The organism is Mesorhizobium ciceri biovar biserrulae WSM1271, from assembly GCF_000185905.1.
Classification (GTDB): Bacteria; Pseudomonadota; Alphaproteobacteria; order Rhizobiales; family Rhizobiaceae; genus Mesorhizobium; species Mesorhizobium ciceri.
In genome coordinates this window covers 1157642-1182148 of the sequence record NC_014923.1, presented here as the reverse complement: position 1 = coordinate 1182148, position 24507 = coordinate 1157642, and the positions used below count along the sequence as shown (strand labels likewise).

28 protein-coding genes and 1 tRNA gene are annotated in these 24507 nt (G+C 63.6%); 15 read left to right on the top strand and 14 right to left on the bottom strand.

Features of this window, described 5'->3' with window-relative positions; translation table 11 throughout:
- Positions 1-86: 86 nt before the first annotated feature.
- The 4 genes from MESCI_RS05650 to MESCI_RS05635 all read right to left on the bottom strand — a co-directional run bounded on the left by MESCI_RS05650 (position 87) and on the right by MESCI_RS05635 (position 3284).
- Positions 87-725: a TPM domain-containing protein gene (locus MESCI_RS05650; RefSeq protein ID WP_013528995.1), complete on the bottom strand. Its 639-nt coding sequence runs from the start codon at positions 723-725 to the stop codon at positions 87-89.
- Positions 726-733: 8 nt separating this feature from the next.
- Complete coding sequence (locus MESCI_RS05645) at positions 734-1612, bottom strand: TPM domain-containing protein (RefSeq protein WP_013528994.1); 879 nt, start codon at positions 1610-1612, stop codon at positions 734-736.
- A 4-nt stretch (positions 1613-1616) separates the two neighbouring features.
- Entirely contained in the window at positions 1617-2468 is an 852-nt protein-coding gene (locus MESCI_RS05640; RefSeq protein WP_013528993.1) for a TPM domain-containing protein, read from the bottom strand.
- Positions 2469-2645: 177 nt separating this feature from the next.
- Complete coding sequence (locus tag MESCI_RS05635; RefSeq protein ID WP_013528992.1) at positions 2646-3284, bottom strand: LemA family protein; 639 nt, start codon at positions 3282-3284, stop codon at positions 2646-2648.
- A 163-nt stretch (positions 3285-3447) separates the two neighbouring features.
- Between MESCI_RS05635 and MESCI_RS05630 the strand changes: the two genes are divergently transcribed.
- The 6 genes from MESCI_RS05630 (at position 3448) to MESCI_RS05605 (ending at position 8739) form a co-directional block, all read left to right on the top strand.
- Complete coding sequence (locus MESCI_RS05630) at positions 3448-3699, top strand: hypothetical protein (RefSeq protein ID WP_013528991.1); 252 nt, start codon at positions 3448-3450, stop codon at positions 3697-3699.
- A 13-nt stretch (positions 3700-3712) separates the two neighbouring features.
- Positions 3713-4597 (top strand): pyridoxal kinase PdxY, encoded by an 885-nt coding sequence (gene pdxY, locus MESCI_RS05625; RefSeq protein WP_013528990.1) that lies wholly within the window; start codon positions 3713-3715, stop codon positions 4595-4597.
- Positions 4594-5364, top strand: coding sequence for a DUF429 domain-containing protein (locus MESCI_RS05620; RefSeq protein WP_013528989.1), 771 nt, complete (start codon positions 4594-4596; stop codon positions 5362-5364). The genes pdxY and MESCI_RS05620 overlap by 4 nt, the downstream gene beginning before the upstream one ends.
- A 148-nt stretch (positions 5365-5512) precedes the next feature.
- Positions 5513-6157 (top strand): carbonic anhydrase, encoded by a 645-nt coding sequence (locus MESCI_RS05615; protein WP_013528988.1) that lies wholly within the window; start codon positions 5513-5515, stop codon positions 6155-6157.
- On the top strand, positions 6154-6588 hold the full coding sequence (locus MESCI_RS05610) for a hypothetical protein (RefSeq protein ID WP_013528987.1): 435 nt from the start codon (positions 6154-6156) through the stop codon (positions 6586-6588). Before MESCI_RS05615 ends, MESCI_RS05610 begins: the two co-directional genes overlap by 4 nt.
- Positions 6589-6684: 96 nt before the next feature.
- Complete coding sequence (locus MESCI_RS05605) at positions 6685-8739, top strand: M3 family metallopeptidase (protein WP_013528986.1); 2055 nt, start codon at positions 6685-6687, stop codon at positions 8737-8739.
- On the opposite strand, the gene MESCI_RS05600 is transcribed toward MESCI_RS05605, so the two are convergent.
- The 4 genes from MESCI_RS05600 to MESCI_RS05585 form a co-directional block, all read right to left on the bottom strand.
- A complete protein-coding gene (locus tag MESCI_RS05600; RefSeq protein WP_013528985.1) occupies positions 8740-10245 on the bottom strand; it encodes a M81 family metallopeptidase in 1506 nt (501 codons plus the stop codon).
- Positions 10246-10269: 24 nt separating this feature from the next.
- Entirely contained in the window at positions 10270-11094 is an 825-nt protein-coding gene (locus MESCI_RS05595; protein WP_013528984.1) for a carbohydrate ABC transporter permease, read from the bottom strand.
- Positions 11091-11960, bottom strand: a complete 870-nt coding sequence (locus MESCI_RS05590) for a carbohydrate ABC transporter permease (protein WP_013528983.1) — start codon at positions 11958-11960, stop codon at positions 11091-11093. Before MESCI_RS05590 ends, MESCI_RS05595 begins: the two co-directional genes overlap by 4 nt.
- A 490-nt stretch (positions 11961-12450) precedes the next feature.
- A complete protein-coding gene (locus MESCI_RS05585) occupies positions 12451-13683 on the bottom strand; it encodes an ABC transporter substrate-binding protein (protein ID WP_013528982.1) in 1233 nt (410 codons plus the stop codon).
- 183 nt (positions 13684-13866) lie between these two features.
- Between MESCI_RS05585 and MESCI_RS05580 the strand changes: the two genes are divergently transcribed.
- Genes MESCI_RS05580 through MESCI_RS05570 form a run of 3 tightly spaced genes read left to right on the top strand, consistent with a single transcriptional unit; the run spans position 13867 to position 16617 of the window.
- The gene (locus tag MESCI_RS05580) at positions 13867-14655 is read left to right on the top strand and encodes an SDR family oxidoreductase (RefSeq protein ID WP_013528981.1); all 789 of its coding nucleotides are present in this window, start codon (positions 13867-13869) and stop codon (positions 14653-14655) included.
- A gap of 2 nt (positions 14656-14657) precedes the next feature.
- Complete coding sequence (locus MESCI_RS05575) at positions 14658-15725, top strand: ABC transporter ATP-binding protein (RefSeq protein WP_013528980.1); 1068 nt, start codon at positions 14658-14660, stop codon at positions 15723-15725.
- Positions 15726-15735: 10 nt separating this feature from the next.
- Complete coding sequence (locus MESCI_RS05570; RefSeq protein WP_013528979.1) at positions 15736-16617, top strand: MurR/RpiR family transcriptional regulator; 882 nt, start codon at positions 15736-15738, stop codon at positions 16615-16617.
- Positions 16618-16633: 16 nt separating this feature from the next.
- On the opposite strand, the gene MESCI_RS05565 is transcribed toward MESCI_RS05570, so the two are convergent.
- Positions 16634-16951: a DUF167 domain-containing protein gene (locus tag MESCI_RS05565; RefSeq protein ID WP_013528978.1), complete on the bottom strand. Its 318-nt coding sequence runs from the start codon at positions 16949-16951 to the stop codon at positions 16634-16636.
- 13 nt (positions 16952-16964) lie between these two features.
- A complete protein-coding gene (locus MESCI_RS05560; protein WP_013528977.1) occupies positions 16965-17255 on the bottom strand; it encodes a YggT family protein in 291 nt (96 codons plus the stop codon).
- Between the two features lie 160 nt (positions 17256-17415).
- Between MESCI_RS05560 and MESCI_RS05555 the strand changes: the two genes are divergently transcribed.
- From MESCI_RS05555 to MESCI_RS05530, 6 genes are all read left to right on the top strand, one after another.
- Positions 17416-17491, top strand: a tRNA-Ala gene (locus MESCI_RS05555).
- 331 nt (positions 17492-17822) lie between these two features.
- Complete coding sequence (locus tag MESCI_RS05550; protein WP_013528976.1) at positions 17823-18572, top strand: helix-turn-helix domain-containing protein; 750 nt, start codon at positions 17823-17825, stop codon at positions 18570-18572.
- Positions 18573-19102: 530 nt separating this feature from the next.
- Positions 19103-20065 (top strand): SagB/ThcOx family dehydrogenase, encoded by a 963-nt coding sequence (locus MESCI_RS05545; RefSeq protein WP_244506872.1) that lies wholly within the window; start codon positions 19103-19105, stop codon positions 20063-20065.
- 66 nt (positions 20066-20131) lie between these two features.
- Positions 20132-20386 carry a hypothetical protein gene (locus MESCI_RS05540; RefSeq protein ID WP_013528973.1) on the top strand — a complete coding sequence of 85 codons (255 nt, stop codon included), beginning with the start codon at positions 20132-20134 and terminating at the stop codon, positions 20384-20386.
- A gap of 4 nt (positions 20387-20390) precedes the next feature.
- Positions 20391-20648 carry a LuxR family transcriptional regulator gene (locus MESCI_RS05535; protein ID WP_013528972.1) on the top strand — a complete coding sequence of 86 codons (258 nt, stop codon included), beginning with the start codon at positions 20391-20393 and terminating at the stop codon, positions 20646-20648.
- A gap of 121 nt (positions 20649-20769) precedes the next feature.
- The gene (locus MESCI_RS05530; protein WP_063173312.1) at positions 20770-21090 is read left to right on the top strand and encodes a hypothetical protein; all 321 of its coding nucleotides are present in this window, start codon (positions 20770-20772) and stop codon (positions 21088-21090) included.
- 25 nt (positions 21091-21115) lie between these two features.
- On the opposite strand, the gene MESCI_RS05525 is transcribed toward MESCI_RS05530, so the two are convergent.
- The 4 genes from MESCI_RS05525 to MESCI_RS05510 form a co-directional block, all read right to left on the bottom strand.
- The gene (locus tag MESCI_RS05525; protein ID WP_013528970.1) at positions 21116-22060 is read right to left on the bottom strand and encodes an energy transducer TonB family protein; all 945 of its coding nucleotides are present in this window, start codon (positions 22058-22060) and stop codon (positions 21116-21118) included.
- Positions 22057-22524 (bottom strand): TonB system transport protein ExbD, encoded by a 468-nt coding sequence (exbD, locus tag MESCI_RS05520; protein ID WP_013528969.1) that lies wholly within the window; start codon positions 22522-22524, stop codon positions 22057-22059. Before exbD ends, MESCI_RS05525 begins: the two co-directional genes overlap by 4 nt.
- A 4-nt stretch (positions 22525-22528) precedes the next feature.
- A complete protein-coding gene (exbB, locus tag MESCI_RS05515) occupies positions 22529-23500 on the bottom strand; it encodes a tonB-system energizer ExbB (protein ID WP_013528968.1) in 972 nt (323 codons plus the stop codon).
- Positions 23501-23565: 65 nt separating this feature from the next.
- A complete protein-coding gene (locus tag MESCI_RS05510) occupies positions 23566-24357 on the bottom strand; it encodes an ATP-binding cassette domain-containing protein (RefSeq protein ID WP_164920005.1) in 792 nt (263 codons plus the stop codon).
- Positions 24358-24507: the final 150 nt, after the last annotated feature.

Here is a 24507-nt window from a genome sequence, read left to right as displayed (position 1 = left end):
TGCAAGGGTCCGGGCGGCCAGCCGGCTGCTTTCTCACAGGCGATCACCGCCCTGGTAAGGGGCCTTCAAGACTTCTGTGGAAAGGCTCAAATCTCGACAAGATGGTCGTCGAGCTCGTTGCTGTCGCCCGCAGTGACCGGGAAATGCTCGGCCAGCACCGCACCCACCAACTCGATCGCCTTGACGAAGCCGTCGGCAAGCCGGTCGTCGCCGGCATGCGCGGTAAGGTCGCGCACGACGCCGTCCCAGACATGCTGGCCGACCTTGGCGTCGATACCCGAATCGGCGACCACCTCGGCATAGCGCTCGGCGATCGAGACGAAGACCAGCACGCCGGTGCGCGCCGTGGTGCGGTGGACGTTGCGGGCGAGGAACTGCTTGATCGCGTTGGCGTGCGCCGCCTGGTAGCGCAGCCGCCTCGGCACCAGGTGAATGCGCAGGCCGGGCAGCGCCCACAACAAGGCCAGCAGGCAGGCAAGCGCCAGGAGCTGGGCGAGGACGAAATGCGGCAGCCGGATCGACAGCCACCAGGCCTCCAGACCGTAGCCGACCGCCAGGCTGACGATCAGCATGCACACGGTCGCCATGAAGGCGGCCGGGAAGAAATAGCCGTCGCTGGCATGCGCCACGACACAGTAGATTTCGCCGTCGGTTTTCTCCTCGGCGGCGTGGATCGCGGTTGCGATGCGCTCATGATCCTGCGGGCTGATTGGTCGTGTTGCCATGATCTGTCTCACCAGCTTCCTGAAGAACCGCCACCACCCGACGAGCCGCCGCCACCGGAAAACCCGCCACCGCCGCTTGACCCCGAGGACCAGCCACTGCCCGAACCCGAAGACCAGCCGCCGCCCGACGATGAACCGGTTGTCCAGCCAGTGCCCGAGTACCCGCTCGGCCCGCGGCCATAACGAAACGTCATGCCCAGCCATTTGTACACGCCCGGCGACAGTTTCGTGCCGAACATCGGCGGCAGGAACGCCATCGCCATCCCGCCGAAGAACATCGTCGCCCACAGGATCAGGAACACGGCAAAGATCGGATCGATGGACGTGCCGTCATCGGCGGGATTGCGCTTGCCCCGCGCTTCCAGTTCTTCGGGATTGCCCTCCAGCACCATGACCATGTCGTCGACGGCTTTGCTGATGCCGCCGGAGAAGTCCCCGGCGCGGAAGGCCGGCACCATGTCATTCTCGATGATGAGCTTGGTGTGCAGGTCGGTCAGCGTGCCTTCCAGCCCATAACCGACCTCGATGCGCATCTTGCGGTCGTTCGGGGCAACCAGCAGCAGCACGCCATTGTTCTCGCCCGCCTGGCCAAGTTTCCAGAAGCGGAACAGCCGATTGGCGTAGGGCTCGATCTCCTCGCCATCGAGGCTGGGAATCGTCGCGACGACGATCTGGTCGGAACCTTTCGTCTCGAAGTCGGCGAGCTTCCGCGTCAGCGCCGTCTTGGTCGCGGCGTCGATGATGCCGGCATTGTCGATGACACGGCCGGTCAGCGCCGGCAAGTCGGTCGCGTAGGCCATGACGCAGGAGAACAGCACGACCGCAGCAATCAGGACGGCCGAGGCGAGGCGGTCGCGTTTCGACAGGCTGATGCTGGATACCATCATGCCATCACCAGCTTCCCGACGAGCCGCCGCCGCCGGACGAACCGCCGCCGCCGGAAAAACCTCCACCGCCGCTTGACCCCGAAGACCAGCCGCCGCCGGAACTCCCCGACGACCAGCCGCCACTGGAGGATCGCCGGCTTGGCTCGAAGGTCATGCCAAGCCAGCGGTAGCGGCCGGGGCCAAGCTTCTGGCCGAAGATCGGCGGCAGCACGGAAGCCGCAATGCTGCCGAAGAAGATGATCGCCCAGATGCTGATGAAGACGGCGAAGAACAGGTCGTCGGAATCGAAAGGCGCTTGCTGGTTGCGCTCGCCGCGCGCCTCCAGCTCCTCCGGATTGCCTTCCAGCACCATGACCATGTCGTCGACGGCCTTGCTGATACCGCCCGAGAAGTCCCCGGCGCGGAAGGCCGGCACCATGTCATTTTCGATGATCAGCTTGGTGTGCAGGTCGGTCAGCGTGCCTTCCAGCCCATAGCCGACCTCGATGCGCATCTTGCGGTCGTTCGGGGCCACCAGCAGCAGCACGCCATTGTTTTCCTTCGCCTGGCCGAGCTTCCAGAAGCGGAACAGCCGGTTGGCGTAAGGCTCGATCTCCTCGCCATCGAGGCTGGGAATCGTCGCGACGACGATCTGGTCGGAGCCTTTTGTCTCGAAATCGGCGAGTTTTTGGGTCAGCGCCGCCCTGGTCGCGGCGTCGATGATGCCGGCATTGTCGACGACACGGCCGGTCAGCGCCGGGAGATCGGCCGCGAGGGCGGTGAAGGGGAGGAAGAGGAGGCTTAGAAGAGCGAAAAGGAACCCTAGGCTTGCGTTCCGGAGCGCCCCCCTCTGCCCTGCCGGGCATCTCCCCCTCAAGTGGGGAGATTGGCCGCCATCTCCACTTTCACCAATTTTCAACGTCGCAAGATGGGCGTCAGCGCCGAAGCTGCCAATCTCCCCCCTTGAGGGGGAGATGTCCGGTAGGACAGAGGGGGGTGTTTGCACGCCAGCAGCCCGTCATTTCGGGGGATTTATTCCGATGACAGTGGACGTTCACCCGCCCTGCTTCGTGCCGAAATCGACCTTCGGCGGCTGCATCTTGTCTTCGGCGACGGTGAAATTGGCGAAGGGCTCGTTGCCGCGGAACCAGAAGGTCGCCCACAGCATCGAGGGGAACGTCCTCAGCGTCAGATTGTAGTCCCTGACCGCCTGGATGTAATCGCGCCGCGACACCGCGATGCGGTTCTCGGTGCCTTCGAGCTGCGCCTGCAGCGCCAGGAAGTTCTGATTGGCCTTGAGGTCGGGATAGGCCTCCGAGACCGCGATCAGCCGCGACAGCGCGCTGGTCAGCCCCGCCTGGGCATCCTGAAACTTCTTGAGGGCTTCGGGATCCTTCAGCGTTTCCGGTGTTACCGTGATCTGCGTTGCCTTGGCGCGCGCCTCGACCACCGCGTCGAGCGTATCCTTTTCATGCGAGGCATAGCCCTTGACCGTCTCGACCAGGTTGGGGATGAGGTCGGCGCGGCGCTGATACTGGTTCAGCACCTCGCTCCATGCCGCCCTGGCATTTTCTTCCGCCGTCGGGATGGTGTTATAGCCGCAGCCTGCAAGCAGCGGCAGCACGATCGCCATCATCAGGAAGGCGGGCAGCGTGCGGAACGTGGACGGCAAGGCAAGGCGCTGGGCAAACATGATGGGGTCCCTCGGTAGAAGTTGCACGCGAAGCATTACCACAATCAGCGCGCAAGAAAACCGCCCGCGCCGGCAGCCCCTCGCCTGGCACGCCCGGTGCCGCTGCAAGGCTCTGTGATTGGCCGTGCGAACGCGATAAGGTCCGGCAAAACGGGACATCATCATGGCGGAACGCCAGGACAGCGACAAGGAATCGCGCCGTATCCTCGAGCGCATTGCGCGCGAGACGGATCCGGCCGGCAACTCGTTTGTAGCGCGGGCAGCGAAAGGCATGCACGATCACGTCACCGCGGCCGATGCCGATCGTGCCGATCCGATCGAAGTCTGGGGCACCCGCTTTGGCCGCACGCTGGGCCTGCTGCTGGCGCTGGGCCTGATGGTCTGGCTCGTGCTTTACGTCATCCGGGGCAGTTAGGAATCAAACGACAATGAGCGCCGAACAAACCGACGCGCCGCGTGCGGTCATCGTCATTTCCAGCCATGTCGCGCGTGGCTCGGTCGGCAACCGTGCCGCCGTCTTTGCGCTGGAGACCCTGGGGTTCCCGGTCTGGGCGGTGCCGACCGTCATCTTGCCCTGGCATCCCGGCCATGGGCGCGCGACGCGCATCGTGCCGCCGCTCGACGAGTTCAAGGCTCTGATGGCCGATCTCGAGCGGGCGCCATGGCTGGGTGAGGTCGGCGCCGTGCTGTCCGGCTATCTCGGCGAGGCGGGCCAGGCCGAGGCCGTCGCCTCGCTGGTCGCCGCGGTCAAGGCAAGGACGCCCGGCGCCGTCTATATCTGCGATCCGGTGATGGGTGATTCGGGCGGCCTCTATGTGCCCGAACCGACCGCCATCGCCATGCGCGATCGGCTGATGCCGATCGCCGACATAGCCACCCCTAACCGCTACGAACTGGAATGGATGGCCGGCGCCGCGTTGCCAGACATGAAATCGGTGATCGCGGCGACGCTGCATGCCGGGCCATCGACCATGCTGGTCACCTCGGCGCCGTCGATGATGACGGGCGGCACCGGCAACCTCCTGCTCGATAGCAGCCAGGCGCTGCTCGCCGAACACCGCCTGATCGACAAGCCGCCGAACGGCCTGGGCGATCTGACGGCGGCCGTCTACCTGGCACGCATCCTGTCCGGCCAGCCACCGATCAAGGCGCTGCAATCGACGACGGCGGCGGTCTACGAGATCCTGGCACGCACTGCCAAGCGCGGCGGCGACGAACTGCAGCTAGAAACCGATGCGCAGAGCCTGTCGCATCCGATGGCGATGGTCCAGCTTCGCCACCTCACACATCCAGGGCGGGGCCGCCGGGCGTGACATCGACTGAGGCCGTACTTGTCGGCGTCGATGGCTGCAAGGCCGGCTGGATCGCCGTCCGACGAACTTTTGGCATGGCACCGTCGGTCGGTGTCTTTGCAACCTTCACTGCCCTGCTCGCATCCCTTCCCGAAGACGCTGTCATCGCCGTCGACATGCCGATCGGCCTGCCCGGCTTTTCGGGCAAGGGCGGGCGCGGCCCCGAAGCCCTGGTGCGGCCGCTGCTCGGGGCACGCCAGTCCAGTGTCTTCTCGATCCCGTCCCGTGCCGCGCTCTATGCCGACACCAACGGCTTCACCACCATCGAAGCCTGGTATGCCGCGCACATCAGGGCAAGCGCGGTGGCCCTGACCACATCCGATCCGCCGCGCGGCGTCTCGATCCAGGCGTTCGGCATTTTTGCCAAGATCCGCGAGATCGACGCCCTGCTGATCGCGCGGCCCGATTTGCGCGGCCGCGTGTTCGAATCCCATCCGGAAGTCGCTTTCTGCCGCTTGAACGGCGATCAAGCCATGCAACTGCCGAAGAAGATCAAGGGCAGCATCAATCCGGCCGGCATGGCGGAACGCAAGGCGCTGCTCTGCCGGCTCGGCTATGATAAGGGCTTTCTCGACCAGCCGCCGCCCCGCGGTGCCGCCGCTGATGACTTCCTCGACGCAGCCGCGATGACGCTGATCGCCGGTCGCATCGCCAGCGGCGAGGCGCGGCCGTTTCCCGACCCGCCGGGCCGCGATAGCTTTGGCATTCCCGTCGCCATCTGGGCGTGACGCTGTTGGCCACGGTTGCGCTGGATGCATGGCATTTCTAGCCAGCCCTCATAATTCTGCATTGCTCGCGACCGGCTTTTGCCGCTAGAGCCTCTCTAGACCGCAACGAGCTGCCGCATCCAACTCGGAAAGGCTCCAGACGCCGCCCATGTCCCATCTCCCTGAACATCTTCTCGCCGGCTATCGCAATTTCATGAATGGCCGCTATCTCACCGAGAGCGGGCGCTATCGCGATCTCGCTCGCGAAGGCCAGGCGCCGGAGACGATGATCGTCGCCTGCTGCGATTCGCGTTCGGCGCCCGAGGCGATCTTCGACGCTGGGCCGGGCGAACTCTTCGTGCTGCGCAATGTCGGCAATCTGGTGCCGCCCTATGCACCCGACGGCGAGTTCCATTCGACCTCGGCGGCGCTTGAATTCGCCGTGCAGAGCCTCAAGGTCAAGAACATCGTCGTCATGGGCCATGGCCGCTGTGGCGGCATCCGGGCCGCGCTCGACACCAATTCCACGCCGCTGTCGCCGGGCGACTTCATCGGCAAGTGGATGAGCCTGATCGCGCCGGCGGCCGAAACCGTCTCCTCCAGCACCTTCATGACCGCTTCGGAGCGCCAGACCGCGCTGGAGCGCATCTCGATCCGCTATTCCATCGCCAACCTCAGAACCTTTCCCTGCGTCTCGATTCTCGAAGGCAAGGGACGGCTGTCGCTGCATGGGGCCTGGTTCGATATCTCGACCGGCGAACTCTGGACGATGAACAAGGAGACTGGCGATTTCGAACGGCCGGAGCTGGGATGAACGCGGCGGCGCGCAAGCTGGTGAACATCAGGTCGGTCGCTTTTGTGGCGGCCGCACTGCTGCTGGCGATTATTGCCGCCCGCGCCGATGATCGTGCCCTCATCAGCCGCTGGTATTCGGCGCTGCTGGTCGCCGACCGCACGGAACTGTCCGACCTGCTCGCCGACGATGTCCGCATCAAGCTGGACGACCTCGGCATCGTGCAAAGCAAGCAGGAATTCATCGCTTCGATCGACGAATGGAAAGGTGCCGTTGCCGGTGCTGCGATCCGGCACCGGATCGAGAAAAGCGAAGGCGGCGTCACCACGGTGGTCGCCTGCTACGATTTCCCCAACAACGACATGCTGATGCAGGAAACTTTCGCGGTCACCGACAACCGCATCACCGCCAGTTCACAAGCGGCGATCGCCGAAAACTGCGACGGCTTTTGAGGGCGATATCGGCCAAATCCGCATATTGCGGGTCCGCCGGCCGCGCCCTACATCGGGTACGACCCACCTGCCTGCTTCACCAACGAAAGACTGTCCATGCCTTCCACGAAAGCCGTCGACCTCGCCGCCCATCCGCTGACCGCGTGGCAGGGGCCGCTCGGCCTGCCCGATTTCACGCGCATTGGCGACGGCGACTTCTCCCCGGTCTTCGACGCGGCGCTGAAGGCGCACGAGGCCGAGATCGAGGCGATCGCCGGCAACAAGGATGCGCCGACCGTCGAGAACACGCTTGCCGCGCTGGAACTCGGCGGCGAAGCGCTCGATCGTGTCTCGTCGATCTTCTGGTGCCGCGCCGGCGCCTACACCAATGAGACGATCCAGGCGCTAGAGCGCGACATCTCGCCGAAAATGTCCAGGCATTTCTCGGCGATTTCAATGAATGAGCGGCTGTTTGCCCGCATCGACGATCTCTACCAGCGCCGTGAGAGCCTGAAGCTCGACGCCGAGACCTTGCGGGTGCTGGAAAAGACCTGGAAGGGCTTCGTCCGTTCCGGCGCCAAGCTCGACGCCGACGGCAAGAAGCGGCTGGCAAGCATCAGCGAGGAATTGTCCTCGCTCGGCACAGCTTTCGGCCAGAATGTTCTGGCCGACGAGCGCGACTGGGCGCTGTTCCTCGATGAAGCCGACCTTGCCGGCCTGCCGGACTTCGTGAAAAGTTCCATGGCCGAAGCGGCCGAGATACGCGGCCAGAAGGGCCGCTATGCCGTCACTCTGTCGCGCTCGATCTATGAGCCGTTCTCGACCTTCTCCGAACGCCGCGATCTGCGCGAGATCGCCTTCCGCGCCTTCACCATGCGCGGCCAGAATGGCGGCGCCACCGACAACACGAACGTGGTGCGCGACATGCTGCGCCTGCGGGCCGAAAAGGCAAAGCTGCTCGGCTATGCCTCTTTCGCCGCGCTGAAGCTCGATGACACCATGGCCAAGACGCCGAAGGCCGTGCACGCGCTGCTCGATCCGGTGTGGGAAAAGGCGCTTGAGAAGGCAGCAAGCGACCAGATCGAATTGCAACGGCTGGCCACCGCAGCCGGCAGCAACGAAAAATTCGCTGCCTGGGACTGGCGCTTCTACCAGGAGAAGCTGCGCGCGGAGAAATTCGCCTTCGACGAGGCGGAACTGAAACCCTATCTGCAGCTCGACCGGATCATCGACGCTTGCTTCGACGTGGCGACACGGCTGTTCGGCATCACCTTCGAAGAGAAAAAGGACATCGCGGCCTGGCATCCGGACGCCCGCGTCTTCGTGGTGAAGAATGCCGACGGCAGCGAGCGCGGCCTTTTCCTGGCCGACTATTTCGCCCGGCCGTCAAAGCGATCCGGCGCCTGGATGAGCGCGTTGCAATCCGGCTACAGGCTCGGCCACGGTGCGAGCCCGGTCATCTACAACATCATGAACTTCGCCAAGCCGCCGGTGGGCGAGCCGGCTCTGCTGTCGGTCGACGAGGCCAAAACGCTGTTCCACGAGTTCGGCCATGCTTTGCACGGCATGCTGACCGACGTCACCTGGCCCTCGGTTTCGGGCACTTCGGTCAGCCGCGATTTCGTCGAACTGCCTTCGCAGCTCTACGAGCACTGGCTGACCGTGCCGGCAGTGCTGGAGAAGCACGCGCTGCACGTCAAGACCGGCAAGCCGATGCCCAAGGCGCTGCTCGACAAGATGCTGGCCGCGCGCACCTTCGGCGCCGGCTTCGCCACGGTCGAATTCACCGCCTCCGCCTTGATGGACATGGCCTATCACGCGCGGGCGGAGGCGCCTGAAGCGCCGCTTCGTTTCGAAGCCGAAACGCTTGCAGAACTGCATATGCCGGACACCATAGCCATGCGTCACCGCACCCCGCATTTCGGCCATGTCTTTTCCGGCGAAGGCTATTCGGCCGGCTACTATTCCTACATGTGGTCGGAAGTGCTCGATGCCGATGCTTTTGCCGCCTTCGAGGAAACCGGCGACCCCTTCAACCCGGCACTCGCCGAGCGGTTGCGCAAGAACATCTACGCGGCCGGCGGGTCGAAGGATCCGGAAGAACTCTACACCGCCTTCCGCGGCAAGATGCCGTCGCCGGAAGCGATGATGGCCAAGCGCGGGTTGGTGTGATTAGCCAATCTCCCCCCTCGTGGGGGAGATTGGCAGCTTCCAAGGATCCGTCACCCTCGGCCACACCGGCCTTGTCAGCTTCTTGTAATCGGTCACCGCCGGATTGCTGGGATACGAACTCGGCGCCGAGACATAGATGATCTCGGCGGCGATCGGCTCGAAGCCGGCGTAGAAATGATTGGTCGACTTGATCAGCAGCATGTCCTTGGCTAGCGGATCGACGCCGATGTTGGAAAAGATATCCGGCTCGAAAGTCTGCGTGCGGTTGGTGTTGAGGATGATGTCGACCTCGGTGCCTTCGAGGCGGACCAGCGCCGTCGGCCCAAGCGTCACCCGGCTTGGCCCGAAACTCTGCCAGCCCTCCGCAACCGCCTTCAGCACGCGCACGCGCGCATCAATCGGCTCGCCGGCTTGCGGCCCGGCCTTGCCGCCGAAGCGCAGGTCGATGATTGCGCCCTCGCCTGCCGCCAGGCAGAAGGTGACCGCAATCGGATCCCAGATGGTCGCGACGGCGAACCTGTCCAGGCCACGCGCCAGCATCTGGCGCAGCACGAAGGTGCCGTCGCCGGGCACACCGCCGCCGGGATTGTCCCAGATATCGGCGATGACCACCGGCTTGCCCGGATTTTCTGTGCGCACGGCCAGCGCCCGATCGATGCCATCGGCAGCACTCAGCATCGTCATCGCCGTCTTTTCGCGCAGCGCGTAGAGTTCCCGCCCGAGCCGTTCCGCCAGCGCGTCGCCCTTGGCCTTGTCATTGTCGGTGACGACCAGGATGCGCGTGCCCATCTCGGGCACATCGGCCGCCATGAAGCCGTGGATGACGGAGACCGACAGCACGCCGTCCTTGCCGTGCAGCGCCTTGATGCGATCGACGAAGGACCGCATCGGCTCGCGGCTGGTCGGCAGCACCTGGATCATGCGGCAGTCGAAGGTCGAAATCACAGGGTTGATCTCACCGCGCACTGCTGCCAGGCCAAGCTCGACGACATGTTCGCCGCGCTCGTAGAAATCGGTGTGCGGAAATTCGAGGAAATAGGCGAGAATGTCGGAGGCCGCGACGCGCTTCGGTGTCAGATGGCTGTGCGGATCGAGTTCCACGGCGATCACCACCTCCGGCCCGACCATTGCGCGAACCCGTTCGAGCAGATCGCCTTCGCAATCGTCATAGCCTTGCGCCACCATGGCGCCATGCAGGCCGAGGATGACAGCATCGACCGGCAGCGCCGCCTTGAGCTGGCCCAGAATCTCGTCGCGCAGAGCCTCATAGGTCTGCCGCTGCACCAGGCCGCCCGGCTCCGCCCAGGTGGCGGTGCCTTCGATGACGTCGAGGCCTTCGGCCACCGCACGCCGGCGTAGCGCCACCATCGGCGAGGAGCACAGCGTCGGCGTTTCCGGATGCTTGCCTGGCCCGGCATAGAAGGCCATCTCGAACGAAGCCCTATCGGTCGGCACCGGCGAGAAGGTGTTGGTTTCCGTCGCCAGCGAGGCGGTGAAAATGCGCATGAAAGCTCCGTCCGTGAATAGGCGCTATTTGACCGCCCCGAGCGCCAGGCCTCTGACGAGGTAGCGCTGCAGCCAGATGAACAGGATGGCCACCGGCAAGGTCGCCAGCAGCGTCGCGGCCATGACGTGATGCCATTCGATGGTGTAGCGGCCGGCGACCAGCGAGAACACCTGGATCGGCAGCGTGTAGCTTTCCTGGCTGCGCAGCATGGTGAGCGCCACGACGAACTCGTTCCAGGCGTTGATGAAGGTGAAGATCGCCGTCACCGCGATCGCCGGCAGGCAGAGCGGCAGGAACACCTTGCGCAAGGTCAGCCAGCGGCCGGCGCCCTCCATCCAGGCGGCTTCCTCGAGATCGCGGGGGATGGTGTCGAAATAGCTCTGCAGCATCCACACCGTGAAGGCGACGTTGAAGGCCATGTAGATGAAGCCGAGCGCCGTCGTGCTCTCGACCAGGCCCCAGGCGGCCATCAGCCGGAACAGGCCGAGCACCAGCACGATCGGCGAGATCATCTGCGAAATCAGCAGGAACTGGCGCAAGGCGCCGTAGCCGGCAAAGCGGAAGCGCGACATCGCATAGGCCGCCGGAACCGAGATCAGGATGGCGCCGACGGTGGCGATCACAGACACGTAGAGCGAATTGAGCAGCGCCTGGCCGAAGCCCGTCGCCACCCACATGTCGGAAAAATTCGACCAGCGGAATTCGCTCGGCCACCAGGTCGGCGACAGCACTTCCTGTCTCGGCTTAACTGCGGTCAGGAACATCACCGCGAAGGGAAAGAGCGTCACCACGATCAGCGGCGCCAGCAGCAGCCAGGCGATGATCGAACGCTTGAGCTTGCTCGTCATGCGCGTTGCTCCCGCATCGCCAGCCGCACATAGATCATGGTGAAGACCAGCAAGATGGCGAACATCACCAGCGACACCGCCGATGCTTCGCCCAGCTTGCCGATGCGGAAGGCCAGCTTGTAGAGATGGGTGACCAGGATATCGGTCGAGTTGGCCGGCCCGCCCTGCGTCATCACCCAGATGATCGGGAAGGAATTGAAGACGTAGATGGTGTTGAGCACGATGGCGATGTTGATGAACGGTTTCAGGAGCGGAAAGGTGATTTCGCGGAACTGCTGCAGCGGCGTCGCCCCTTCAAGCGCCGCCGCCTCGTAGAGATCGTCCGGGATCGACGACAGCCCGCCGAGGAAGATCGTCGTCGTGAACGGCACCGTCACCAGGATGCCGATCAGCACTTGCATCGGAAAGGCGGTTTCGGCACTCGCCAGCCACTGGATGTTGTGATCGATGAGGCCGAGGCCGATCAGCGCCGAATTGAGCATGCCACTTTCGCCGCTCAGCGCCCAGCGCCAGACCACCGCAGTCATGGTCAGCGACACCGCCCAGGGCAGCATGATGATGACGCGGGCAATGCCGCGGCCATAGAAATCGGTGTTGAGGATCATTGCCACCGGGATCGACAAGAGAAGCGCGCCGCCGACCACCATCACCGTCCATTGGCCGGTGCGCCAAAGCGCGGCCGTGAAGTCGGGATCGGCAGCGAGTGCCGCGAAATTGGCGAGGTCGTTGAAGTCACGAAGCTGGCCGAAGCGGCTGACGTCATGCGTCGAGATCTGGATCAGGTCCCAGACCGGCCAGAAGATGACCACCGCCGCCAGAAACAGGCTGGGCAAGGTCAGGAGATAGGGCAAGAAACGATTTTGCATCGGCTGGCTTTGTACCGCGTTGCGAGGAGATTGGATTTCGCTGGCTTAACAGATTGACTTGGTCCGGCCTCGTTCTTCTCAGGGCACCGCTTCAGGATTCCTTGCAACCGTCGGCGCTGCCCTCACCTGCTCGTCCGTTCTCCGCAGCAGTTGCGGAAGGGCCCCTTTCCTCTCGCCCGTCGATCGGGGGAGAGGTGTCGAGCGAAGCTCGACGGAGTGGGGGTCGACCCCTTGGGCGCAAGGCGAGGCTTGCGCCTGGTGCTCTTCCTATATCCGTTCGCGGTGGCTGCCAGGTGGTTCCCCCACTCCGTCTCGGCTTCGCCGAGCCACCTCTCCCCCCTCCGGTGGGAGAGGAAAGGAGCCTGGCTGGGCGGCGTTGACATCGACGAACTATCTTTCTGCTCGAGGCTGCAAGATGTGGCGCGCCCCGCCTGAATCTGGGGCGCGCCACGGGCGCAGGGAGATACGCCCTATTCCTTCAGCACTGCCCCTACTTCTTCAGCACCGCATTGGCCTTGGCGGCTGCGTCTTTCAAACCGGCCTCGGGGTCGCCGCCGAGATAGATCTTCTGCATGGCGTCCGACGTGATCTGGGCGACCTCTTCCCAGCCCGGGATGACCGGCGCGAAGCGGGCGTCGGGCAGCAGAGCGGTGAACGCGGCCAGATCGGCATTGTTGACGTAGTAGTCCATCTTGGCCTCTTCCTTGTTCACCGGCAGGAAGCCTTCGCCCTGTGTGAACTTGGCACGCTGCTCCGTGGTGAACAGGAAATCGAGCAGCTTCCAGGCCTCGTCCTTGTTCTTGGAGTTCTTGAACATGATGATGGAATCGGTGACGCCATAGGTGCCGCGCGCGCCGGTCGGTCCAGCGGGAATGGCCGCAACGCCGTATTTCAGGTTCGGCGCCTCGTCCTTGATCTGGTTGGACAGGAAGGGTGCGGTGATCATCATGCCGACCTTGCCCTGCTTGAAAAGGTTCTGCACGTCCTCGCGGTTGTTGGAGGTGACGCCGGGTTCGGTCAGGCCTTCGTCGATCATCGACTTGTAGAGTTTGGCGGCTTCAAGCGCGCCGGGCGTGCTCAGGCCCGAAGTGCCGTCCTTGTTGAGGATTTCCGTGCCGTAGGACCACATCGCATAGTAGTAATAAACGTCGGTCTCGATCTCCTTGCCCTGCAGGCCGAAGCCGAACGTGCCGGACCCCAGAGCCTTGATCTTGCGCGCATCTTCCTGCAACTCGGTCCAGTTTGCCGGTGGCTTGGCGATGCCGGCCTTCTCGAACAGCTCCTTGTTGTAGTACATGGCGCGCGCCGAGGCAGCGATCGGCAGGCCGTAGGTCTTGCCATCCATGATCGAGGGCGACAGGAAGGTGTCGATGAAGCGGTCCTTGAAGTCGGGCTTGATGTAGCCGTCGAGCGGCTCGGCGACATCCTGCTGGACGAAGTCGATCAGCCAGCGCGTGCCGATGATCGACAGATCGGCATTGGTGCCGGCGGTGATGTCGGTGGTCAGCTTCTGCAGCAGCACATCCCACGGCACCACTTCGAACTTGACCGTGATGCCGGGGTTCGCCGCCTCGAATTCCTTCTTGACGCTGTCGAAATATGGGCCAGTCTTGGCGCTGTACTCGGCCACGGTGACCCGCACCTCGCCCGCATCCGCCTGCGCCGCAATTGCCAGCATGCTCATTCCGGCCATCAGGCCGACAGTCCATTTTGCAAGACTCATTTGAACTCTCCCATTTTGATTTTTGCGCCTGCGCGCCTCTTCGTTACCCAAGCAGAAGATTTATGTGACTTTCCTACATTATCGAGGATTTGAAGGCTTGCAAGCAGATTATTCTGTTGCTTAATTACATTTTGTGGACTAGGCCTGATCCGACCTGTCGAAGATCCCGGAGGATGACGCACGGTGGTTTCGCAAACGGAACTCGAAGGCAGGGCCGAATTCGAGGGCAAGACTGTCGTTGTGACGGGTGCGGGCGGCGGCCTCGGCACGGCCATCGTGGCGCTGATGGCGCAAAGGGGCGCCAGGGTCGTAGGCTGCGACCAGTCGAGCGAGGCGTTGAAGAGCCCGCATTTTGCCGCCCGCCACGTCTTCGATCTTCTCGACAAGGCGTCGATAGCCACGGCGATCGCCGCCATCCTCGACCGGGACGGTGTGCCCGACATTCTCATCAACAATGCCGGCTGGACGCGCGCCGAGACGCTCCCCGCGCTCAACCCCGACAGGATTGAGCAGGAACTCGACCTCAACCTGACCGGCGTGATGAATTTCGCCGATCCGCTGGTCAAGGCGATGGCCAGCCGTGGCTCTGGCAGCGTCGTCTTCATCTCCTCGGTCAACGCCATCGCGCATTTCGGCAATCCCGCCTATGCCGCGGCCAAGGCCGGCATCAACGCCTATGCCAAGGCGATCGCCGTCGAGCTCGGCCGCAGCGGCCTGCGCGCCAATGTCGTCTGCCCCGGATCGATCCGCACCGCCGCCTGGGACCACCGCCTTGCCAAGGATCCCGAAATCCTCGGCAAATTGCAGCGGCTCTATCCGCTCGGTCGCATCGTCAACGCTGCGGAAGTGGCGGAAGCCGTCGCTTTCCTTGCGTCCGATCGCGCATCGGGAGTAACAGGCGTGGTGATGCCCGTGGACGCGGGACTGACCGCCGGTTGCCTGCCCTTCATCGACGACATATTGGGAGCGTGAGCATGACCGACGTCGAGTTCCGCGACCTGTCGAAATCCTTCGGGCAGCACAAGATCCTCGAGAACATCAGCCTCGATATCAAGAGCGGCGAGTTCGTCGTCCTGGTCGGGCCGTCCGGCTGCGGCAAGTCGACCTTGCTGCGCATGCTCGCCGGCCTGGAGACGATCACTTCCGGCGATCTGTTGATCGGCGGCGTGCGCGCCAACGCGCTGCCGCCGCAGCAGCGCAACATCGCCATGGTGTTCCAGTCCTATGCGCTGTTTCCGCATCTGAAGGCATCAGACAATATCGGTTTCGGCCCGAAGATACGCGGCGAGACGCGCACGGTAATCGATGAGAAGGTCAAGAAGGCGTCCGGGGTCCTCAATCTCTTCTCCTATCTCGACCGCTATCCCCGCCAGCTGTCGGGCGGCCAGCGCCAGCGCGTCGCCATGGGCCGCGCCATCGTGCGCGAACCGTCTGTGTTCCTGTTCGACGAACCGCTGTCCAATCTCGACGCACAATTGCGCGTGCAGATGCGAGTCGAGATCAAGGCGCTGCACCAGCGGCTGAAGTCGACGATCGTCTACGTCACCCACGACCAGATCGAGGCCATGACCATGGCCGACCGCATCGTCGTGATGGATCGCGGCAGGATCCAGCAGGTCGGGGCGCCGCTGGAGCTCTATGACAGGCCGGCCAACAAGTTCGTCGCCTCCTTCCTCGGCTCGCCGTCGATGAGTTTCGTCTCGGGTTCGCTCAAGACGACGCTTGAGAAAACCTGGTTCGAATCGGCCGGCGGCGGGCGGCTGGCGCTTGCCGGCAAACAGGTGCCGGCGGACAGCGCGGTGGAGGCCGGCATCCGGCCCGAGCATTTTGTCATCGGCGAGGCTGTCGACGCGATGGCGATCAGGGTGGATGTCGTTGAGCCCACCGGCTCCGAAACACATGTCTATGGCGCTATCGGTGCTGATACGGTACGCGCCGTGTTCCGTGACAGGGTGCCGGTCAGGCCGGGAGACCTGCTGCCGGTCTCGGTCGATCCCGGCAACATCCATCTGTTCGACAAGGCGACGGGCCTGCCTCTATGAAAATATCAGCATGAAGACGCCGGCCGACATCATCACGCGCCTGCAGCTGATGTCGCAGGACGGAACGAAGTCGGATCGCAAGCTGGCCGGCTTCGTGCTGGCAGACCTCGACTTCGTTTCCAAGGCGGCGATTTCGGAAATTGCCGCGCGCGTCGGTGTCAGCGAGCCGACGGTGACGCGGTTCTGCCGCAACCTCGGCTGCGAGGGCCTGCGCGACTTCAAATTCTATCTGGCGCAAGCCATCGCCATCGGCGGCCAGTATCTGTCGCCGGAGCCGTTGAGCCGCGATGCCCGCGAACAGCGCATCGCTTCCGCCATCACCGAAGCGGCGATATCGGCCATCCAGCGCGCCAGCGAAAACCTCGACATGACGACGCTGGTCGCCGTCGCCGCACGCATCGCGGTTTCCGGCAATGTGCTGTGCATCGGCTCCGGTGGCATTTCGTCGATGATGGCGACCGAAATGCAGAACCGGCTGTTCAGGCTTGGCGTGTCGGTGCTGGCGCAAATCGACGGACAGTTGCAACGCATGTACGCCGCCGTCGCCACCCCCGACACCACGCTGATCGCCTTCTCCGTCTCCGGCTATGCACGATCGGTCATCGATGCGGTGCAGGTCGCCCAGCAATATGGCGCCACGACGATCGCCATCACCCCGCCGGACTCCGCGCTCGCCAAGGTCGCCGACACGGTCATCCATTTCCAGTCGCTGGAAGACGGCAATATCTACAAGCCGACATCGTCGCGCTATGCGCTGCTGTCGATCGTCGACATGATCGTCACCTCGGTCGCCGAGACGCGCGGACCAAGGGTTCTAGAAAATCTGCGCCGCATCAAGCAGAGCGTCAACACGTTGAAAGTTGACGATCCGCGTTTGCCGCTGGGGGATTGACCCTCCGGCAAGGACATCAGGCCTGATGGCCGAGCGCCTCGATGCTTTTCGCCAACGTCTCCGGATCGCCTTCAATGCGCACGGTCTTCAGCCGCGCCGTGCCGCCGGCGACAACCGAGACGGCGGACCCCGGCACGCCAATCGCCTTGGCAATCAGCTTTTCGAGCGCATGATTGGCGGCGCCGTTTTCCGGCACGGCGCGGACGCGCGCTTTCAGATGGCTTCGCTCGTCCGCCGTGGTCTCGATGCCTTCGAGCCTGTCCAGCGCAGCCTTCGGCGTCAGCCGGACAAACAGCTCGACGCCATCATCGCGCAGGCGAAACGGCGCGCTCATACGATCATCGGCCTCACAGGACCAGAGGCGCCACACTGGTCAATATGAACTGCCGCAGGAAGAACAGGATCAGAAGCAGGATGATCGGCGAGATGTCGATGCCGCCAAGGTCCGGCATGAAACGGCGGATCGGCCGCAACGCCGGTTCGGTCAGCCGATAGAGCATGTTGCCGATGGAACCGACGAACTGATTGCGCGAGTTGACGACGTTGAAGGCGTAAAGCCAGGAAAAGATCGCCGATGCGATGATGATCCACCAGTAGAGGTCGAGCGCCATGACGATTGTCTGAATGAGGGCGAGCATGCCGGTCTCCAATTGTTGCCGACATGTAGCCATTGCACGCGAAACCGGCAAGGGCCGCCTGCCACGGTGCGCCGGTACGGCTGCCAGGCCACTGGATTTCGGCAAACCTCCGCCTTGACAGGAAACCGCGGCGCCCGATAAATGCGCCCATCCGCTGGACGGGGCTGTAGCTCAGCTGGGAGAGCGCGTCGTTCGCAATGACGAGGTCAGGAGTTCGATCCTCCTCAGCTCCACCAGCGGATTAATTCCTCGCTCTCCGCGCCATATGCAGTCCGCGACGCTCGTCCGGGCTGGCCTCCACGGCTGGCATTTGCCGTGCCGGCGCGCCTAAAAGGCCGCGCGCCGCGCCGCCTGTTTTCGCAATCTCCGGCAAGACTTTTGTCAATTGGACTTATGGCGGAAGCGCTCGTCGATTGTTTCCGTTTTTTTTGCAAACCGCCCCACTAAATTGACGTTACCAAATCAGTTTTTTCTGTGCGTTGTGGCCAAGGCGTTTCGGCGGGGGCGACCGGAGACGCTATATGGATTTCGAGTCGAAATGAAAAATCCGCCTGCGGAAGCAAAGACGTGTCAATTCGCGAGAATCTCGCTGCAAACCTTAGACGGCTGTGCAAGGACCATGCCTCCGTAAGCGCGGTATGCCGTGAGCTGCACATCAATCGCACCCAGTTCGAACGCTACCTGCAAGGGCAGACCGTTCCCAACAAGGCCACAGCCAAGCTGATATGCGACTACTTTCGCATCGACGAGGCGGAACTGTACCAGGATCCCGGCACACCCGAGCCAGTGATGCGCGGCCTGCCGCCGGTGTCCGAGAGCCTGTTCAACCAGATGATCCGCCCTCCCAGCCCTTCGATCGCGGGCGGCACCTATTTCACCTATTTCTCGATCCCGGGCCGCCTCGACCTCCTGGTGCGCTCGGTGACCTTCGTGCGGCGGGAAGCCGAACTGGTCACCTTTCGACGGGTCACCGGGTGGTCGGAGCGCCGGGGATCGACCTGGGCACGAGCGCGCGGCAATCACTATGGCGTGGCGATCTCGCGGCTGAACTGGATTTATTTCAGCGGCATCAATCGCCGCCAGACCGGAGAGCCGTCGCTGATCTCCGTGCAATGGGCTCCCATCTCCGAACCGGTGCTGATGGGCAAGGCCATGCTTCTGACGGAGGCCGGCCCGGCATTCGTGTCCGTCATCATGCGGCGCGACATTGCCAACATCCACGCAAGGGATGCCATCAGCATGGCGCATGTCATCAGTCTCGACGATCCGGGCGTCGACCAACTGGTTGTCAGCCTCACCCGGGACGGGTTGGGCTAATCCCTCGGATCGCCGTGTCTTACGCCAATTAAGAATAAGCGTACGCCGATAAAGCGTACGCCAACGATTGTCTACTCTGTATCTGAATAAAATCGATATTTTACACTTTGGTACCAAGAAAGATAATCCACGCATCCGCCTTCGACTCGTGGTTTTACTATAATTTTAACAAACCATTAACTCTTCCGACCTTACCTTTCTTCGCGCGGATCCCGTTCCGGGGGTCCTTCAACGGATCCCAGATTGGGGTCAGGAAAGGGATAAAAATGGCCAAGAAAGTGACCAATACTCCGAAGCTGACGATTGCCGCCGGCACGCAGACCGTCTTCTTTTCGCAGGGCATGCACTACAACAAGCGCTGAAGCCGTTCTGCGCCGACGAGCGGTTCGCTTGTCGGCGCCTCGGCTCCGCAGATGGCATCCAGCTTCATGAAAATGCGCTCTTCGAAAACGCTTGTTTTCTACCCTGGACCGAACAAGGTCACGGCATGCAACTTCCTGACCAGAAGCGTATTTGAATGCAGCCCTGATATGGTCGGCCTTCTCGCATCGTGGGACAAATGGGCATCGACGGCGGACATTGCCCGCGCCCATGGCTGGTCGAAGTCCGAGCTAAAAGCTGTCGTTCCCCAGTTGCTCGATTTTTCCGCCCTGGTCACCGCCGGATCGCCTCTCGCCGAGCAGGAGGAACAGTTTTCGGGACAATGGAGTTGGGGGCTTCCGACGGCGCTGATGCATTTCTGCGTCCAGGACAGCGAATACATGACCATCGAGCAAGCGGAAGAGCGGCAGATAGAACGCGCCGGCCATACGCCGCAGCCGGACCTCCTGCTCAAGAATTCCGCCGGCGCCATCCAGCTGCCGAATGCACTGGAAGACAACGAACTTCTTGGCTTGATGGCGCGGCGCCGCACCAACCGCACGGCGGCTCAGCCCACCATCACGGCCAAACAGCTTTCCGATTGCCTGTTCGCCGGGCTCGGCATCATCGGTGAGACCGCCAATTGCGTCGGCACCCTGCCGCTTGGCATGACCCCTTCCGGCGGCGCGCGAAATCCCTATGAGGCCTATGTGGTCGCGCTCGGCGTCGATGGCCTCGAACCCGGTGTCTATCACTATTCCGCCGCCGACCACGACCTTGGCAGGATTTCCGCGAACCATCTGCCGAAGATCTCCGAACTGGTCGGCGGACAGGAGTGGGCTGACGCCATGCCGTGCCTGATCCTGCTTTGCGCCAGGCTCGACCGCACGATGTGGAAATATGAGGACGCCAACGCCTATCGTGTCGTGCTGATCGAGGCCGGCCATATCGGCCAGAACATCATGCTGGCGGCGACCAATCATGGCCTGTCGGCGTGCCCGACAGCCGCGCTCAGTCATTCCGCGATCAAGCGGCTGCTTGGTCTCGACAGCCTCACCGACGCACCGATCTATGCCTTGACCCTCTCGACCCCGGAAAGAGATCCCTCCACCGCGGGCCAATCCATCAATTAGTCGACCAACAATGTGTATTCGGCCAGTAACGCGTTCCCAGGGTATAACCAGAGACAGGAGCAGCACGTGCCAAATCAATCCTTACGCCAGTCGGAAATCGATAGTCTTCAATATATTTCGTCGATGACCAATGAGCTCGTGCAAATGGCCGAAGCAAGCCGTTTTCCGATGATCTCCTATCTGCTGGGCATGGCCTATGCAGAGGCCTTCGACGTTCTTCGCGGCGCACGGCCAGCCAGGCACGCGCAGCTCAGCGGCAACCCGCTGCACCCCAAGGCGCAGGCAAAAGACAATCGCGCCGCCCAGCCACGGAGAGCCTAACGAGATGCAATCGTCAGCATGCGCGGTGGCCGGCTCGACCTCGCGGCCAAACCGCTGGGAGACGCTGTGCGCATTGCAAAGCCTGCTGCCGCTGCTGAAGAAAGCCGCGACGGACCTGCGCCGCGCCGACATGGTCTACTGGTTCGAGCAGGCAGATGCCGAGGTCGCCAACATCATCAGGGGCCACCCCTCCGATGCAACCGCAATCCCGGCCCTGATTGCATCCTGCCCGCAGGACCGGCATCCGGTCGCGCTAGCTTGATGCATGTCGCCCGCCAAAACGCCACGCGCTTATTGGCGCCGCTGAAAATGCTCTGCTCACCAGTTTTTCAATTTCAGACCGGAACCTATTGCGCGTCTGGAATGCCAAGGGGGACCTGCACATGAACATGATAGCCAACATCAGAAGCGTCGATGCCAGGGAAAGCATTTTCAGCCGGCTCGACGTCTTGATCGTCAGGCGGCCGCCATCGCCTGACGCCGCGCGGATCGAGGCCCGCCAACTCGTCTCGATGGCGATTGCCGACAGCTGCCAGGCCGACAGTCTCTGGGGTACAGTGGACGCCTTCCACGCCCATTTCGACTTCATGATGCAGACCATCGAAATCAACGGCGCCGATGACCCGAGCCTCGGGCTGTTGCGCACGAAATGCCGTTTCTATCTCGAACAGGTCGAGGCCCTGAGCCTGTCGCTGGCCTACTGACAGGCCGCTTCGACCAAATTCGGTCCTAGTTGCGCAGGCTGAACACGAACGGCGCTGTACGGCTCAGACGCGAACCGAGTTCCGGCGGCGGTGCCGGCACCGTGGCGCCTTGCAGCACGGCGAGCGCCGCACGGTCCAGATCCGCATCCCCGGAGGAACGAGAGAGCCTGGCAGACAGGACCCGGCCGGACGAGTCGACCGTGAAGGCGACATACGGCCTGCCTTCCACGCCTCGGGCCTTGGCAGAACTGGGATAGCGCGTGTGCCGCTTGATCCAGGCACCCAGACGGGAGTCCCATTTGCTGGAGTCGCCGGAGCGCGACGTCGATTCCGCTGCCTTCGGCGCGGCGGTCCTGGCCGCGGGCCGTGCGTCGGCGCTGGCGACGGTTGCCGTCTTCGGCGGAGCCGCCTTCTCCTTCTTAAGCCGCGGCTTGGGCTTCTCGACAGGTTTTTTCGCCTTGGCCTCGACCGGTTTCTTGTCTTTGACAATTTCGACCGGTTTCGGCTGCGGCAAGGGAATGACGACGTCTGGCGTGACAGCCTCGACAACATCCGGGATGACCTCATCCGGCGGCGGCTGATCGGCCTGTTCAGCCGTTTCGGTCCGGTTGGGTTCGGCCTCGTCGGGCGCGACCGCTTCCGGCGGCTCGACAACCGGCTCCGCCTTTTCGACCGGTTCTTCAGGTGTCGGCTCGGTCGTCGGTGTCGGTTCGGTCTGATCTGGCGTCACCGCGTCCAGCGCGGCGACCTGTTCTTGTACGGCCGGCATCACCACCATCGGCGCCATCTCGATCACCTGGGCCGGTGGCGGGCCGCCGTCCGCTTCGGTGACCATGGTGAGATTCTGCACTGCATAGGCGACCGCGACATGGGCTCCGAGGACCAGCGCGGCAGCACCGGCCCACAAGCCAAGGTCGCGCCAGCCGAAGCGCGACATCTGGACCGAGGGCACGGCGACCGCTTGCGTCATGGCGCCGCCGCACCGGTGGCTGTGGGCGCGGGGGCATTGGACGCGGGAGCCGTCTCCAGGCCGACCAGCGCGATCTTCAGATAGCCGGCGCCGCGCAACAGGTTCATCGCCTCCATCAGGTCGCCATAGGCGACCGCCTTGTCGGCGCGCAGGAAGATGCGCGTCTGCTTGTCACCCTTGGTCTTGGCGTCCAGCGTCGCGGCGAAAGCCGGGCGTGGCACGCCGTCATTGCCGATCGCCAGCGTCAGATCGTCCTTCAGCGTCAGGAACAGCGGTGTCTCGGGCCTCGGCGCGGGCGTTGCGGTCGAACCCGGCAGGTCGACATTGACATCCACCGTGGCCAGCGGTGCCGCGACCATGAAGATGATCAACAACACCAGGATGACATCGATGAACGGGGTGACGTTGATCTCGTGGCTTTCCTCGAGATCGTCATCCATGGTCTGTCGGATTCTGCTTCCCATGGCGCTACTCCGCCGCCAGTGGCGCGGCCGGCGCGACGGTGCGGAAGTCGAGGTCGCGGCTGACCAGTCGTTCGACCCCTGCCGAGGCATCGGCGAGGATCTGCCGATAGCCGGCTATCGAGCGGGCGAAGACGTTGTAGATGACGACGGCCGGTATGGCCGCGACCAGGCCCATCGCGGTGGCCAGCAGCGCTTCGGCGATGCCCGGCGCGACCACGGCGAGATTGGTGGTCTGCGCCTGCGAGATGCCGATGAAGGCGTTCATGATGCCCCAGACCGTGCCGAACAGGCCGACGAAGGGCGCGGTCGAGCCGATCGTCGCCAGCACGCCGGTGCCGCGTGACATGCGCCGCGCCGCCGCCGCCTCGATGCGCGACAGGCGCGACGTAACCCGTTCCTTGAGGCCATCGCCTGAGACATGATCGAGGGCGCCGGCTGAGAGTGCGGTCTCCTCCTCGGCCGCCCGCACCAGCAGCGCGCCCGGGCCGCCGCTGCGGTCGAGGGTACTGCCGGCCTGCTTCAGCGTGGCGGCCTCGCCGATCGCCCGCACGGCGCGACGGATGCGCAGCTTGCCGCCGAAAAGCTCCAGCGACTTGGCCAGCCATATCGTCCAGGTGACGAGGGAGGCAAAGGCCAGCCCGATCATCACCGCCTTGACGACGATATCGGCCGCCATGAACATGCCCCATGGCGACAGGTCATGCGGCAAGGTCAATTCCATCGCCGTCGAAGGTCCGGCCTCGGCTGGCGCGGCTGTGTTCGGCTGGGTGCCTGGCTGCGAAGGCGCCATCGTGGCCGGCGGAGCGACTGCCGGTGCGGCGGGCGCCGGCGCAATCGGCGCTGGGGCCGTGGGAGCAGCCGGGGTGGGGGCATCAATCGCCGGCGCGGCACCGGCCGGTTGCTCCTGGGCCATCGCGCTGCCGGCCGACAGGATGACGGATGCGACCAACGCCGCCAACAAACCAGTTCTCGACAACAGCTTCTTCCTTGTTCTCACAGCGGCCAGCCGCCTTCTATTTCCCGCCGCCGCACCAGATCTCGTCACTGCACATAGCCGACAGGCTGGCCGGTGACGGGGTGCGCGAACACGCCCATCTCCACGCCGAAAATGCCTTTCAGCACATCGCTGCGCATGATCTCGCCGGGTGTGCCGCGCGTCAGCAGCTTGCCGTCCTTGAGCGCGATCAGTTCGTCGCAGTAGCGCGCCGCCATGTTGGGATCGTGCAGCACGACGACGACACATAGGTCGCGTTTGCGGCTGAGTTCCTTGACCAGCCCGAGCACCTCGACCTGATGGGCGATGTCGAGTGCCGAGATCGGCTCGTCGAGCAGCATGACGCCGGCGTTCTGCGCCACCAGCATGGCGAGCCAGGCGCGCTGGCGCTCGCCGCCCGACAATTCGTCCACCAGCCGGTCGGCAAAACCTTCCATGTCGGTCAGGGCCAGCGCCTCCTCGACATGCTGCCTGTCCTGCGCGCGGAAACGGCCAAGCGCGCCATGCCAGGGATAGCGCCCGAGCGTCGCCAGTTCGCGCACGGTCAGGCCGGTCGCCGCCGGCGTCGTCTGCGGCAGATAGGCAAGCGCGCGGGCAAATTCGCGGGCGCCCCATTGCGGCAACGGACGTCTGGCGAAAGTGATGGCGCCAGAGCTTGCCGGCTGCTGGCGCGCCATGAGCTTGATCAGCGTCGACTTGCCCGAACCATTGTGGCCGATCAGCCCGTAGACCCGCGAGCGCTGCAGTTCGAGCGAAACCGGACCGAGCAGCGTCCGCTCGCCGACGGCAAAGCGCACCGCGTCGATATGGAAGGCAGTCTGGGCATCAATTCCAGCCATGCTCATGGCTTTTCTCCAGTGCGGCCGCCCGCATTTCCAGATTCCGGCTTTCGACGGCTCATGCCCGGTTGACTATGAAACATGACCTTACTAGTCAACATTGAAGATGACTGCAACGATCAACAAATCGTCGCGACCGGCAATATCGAC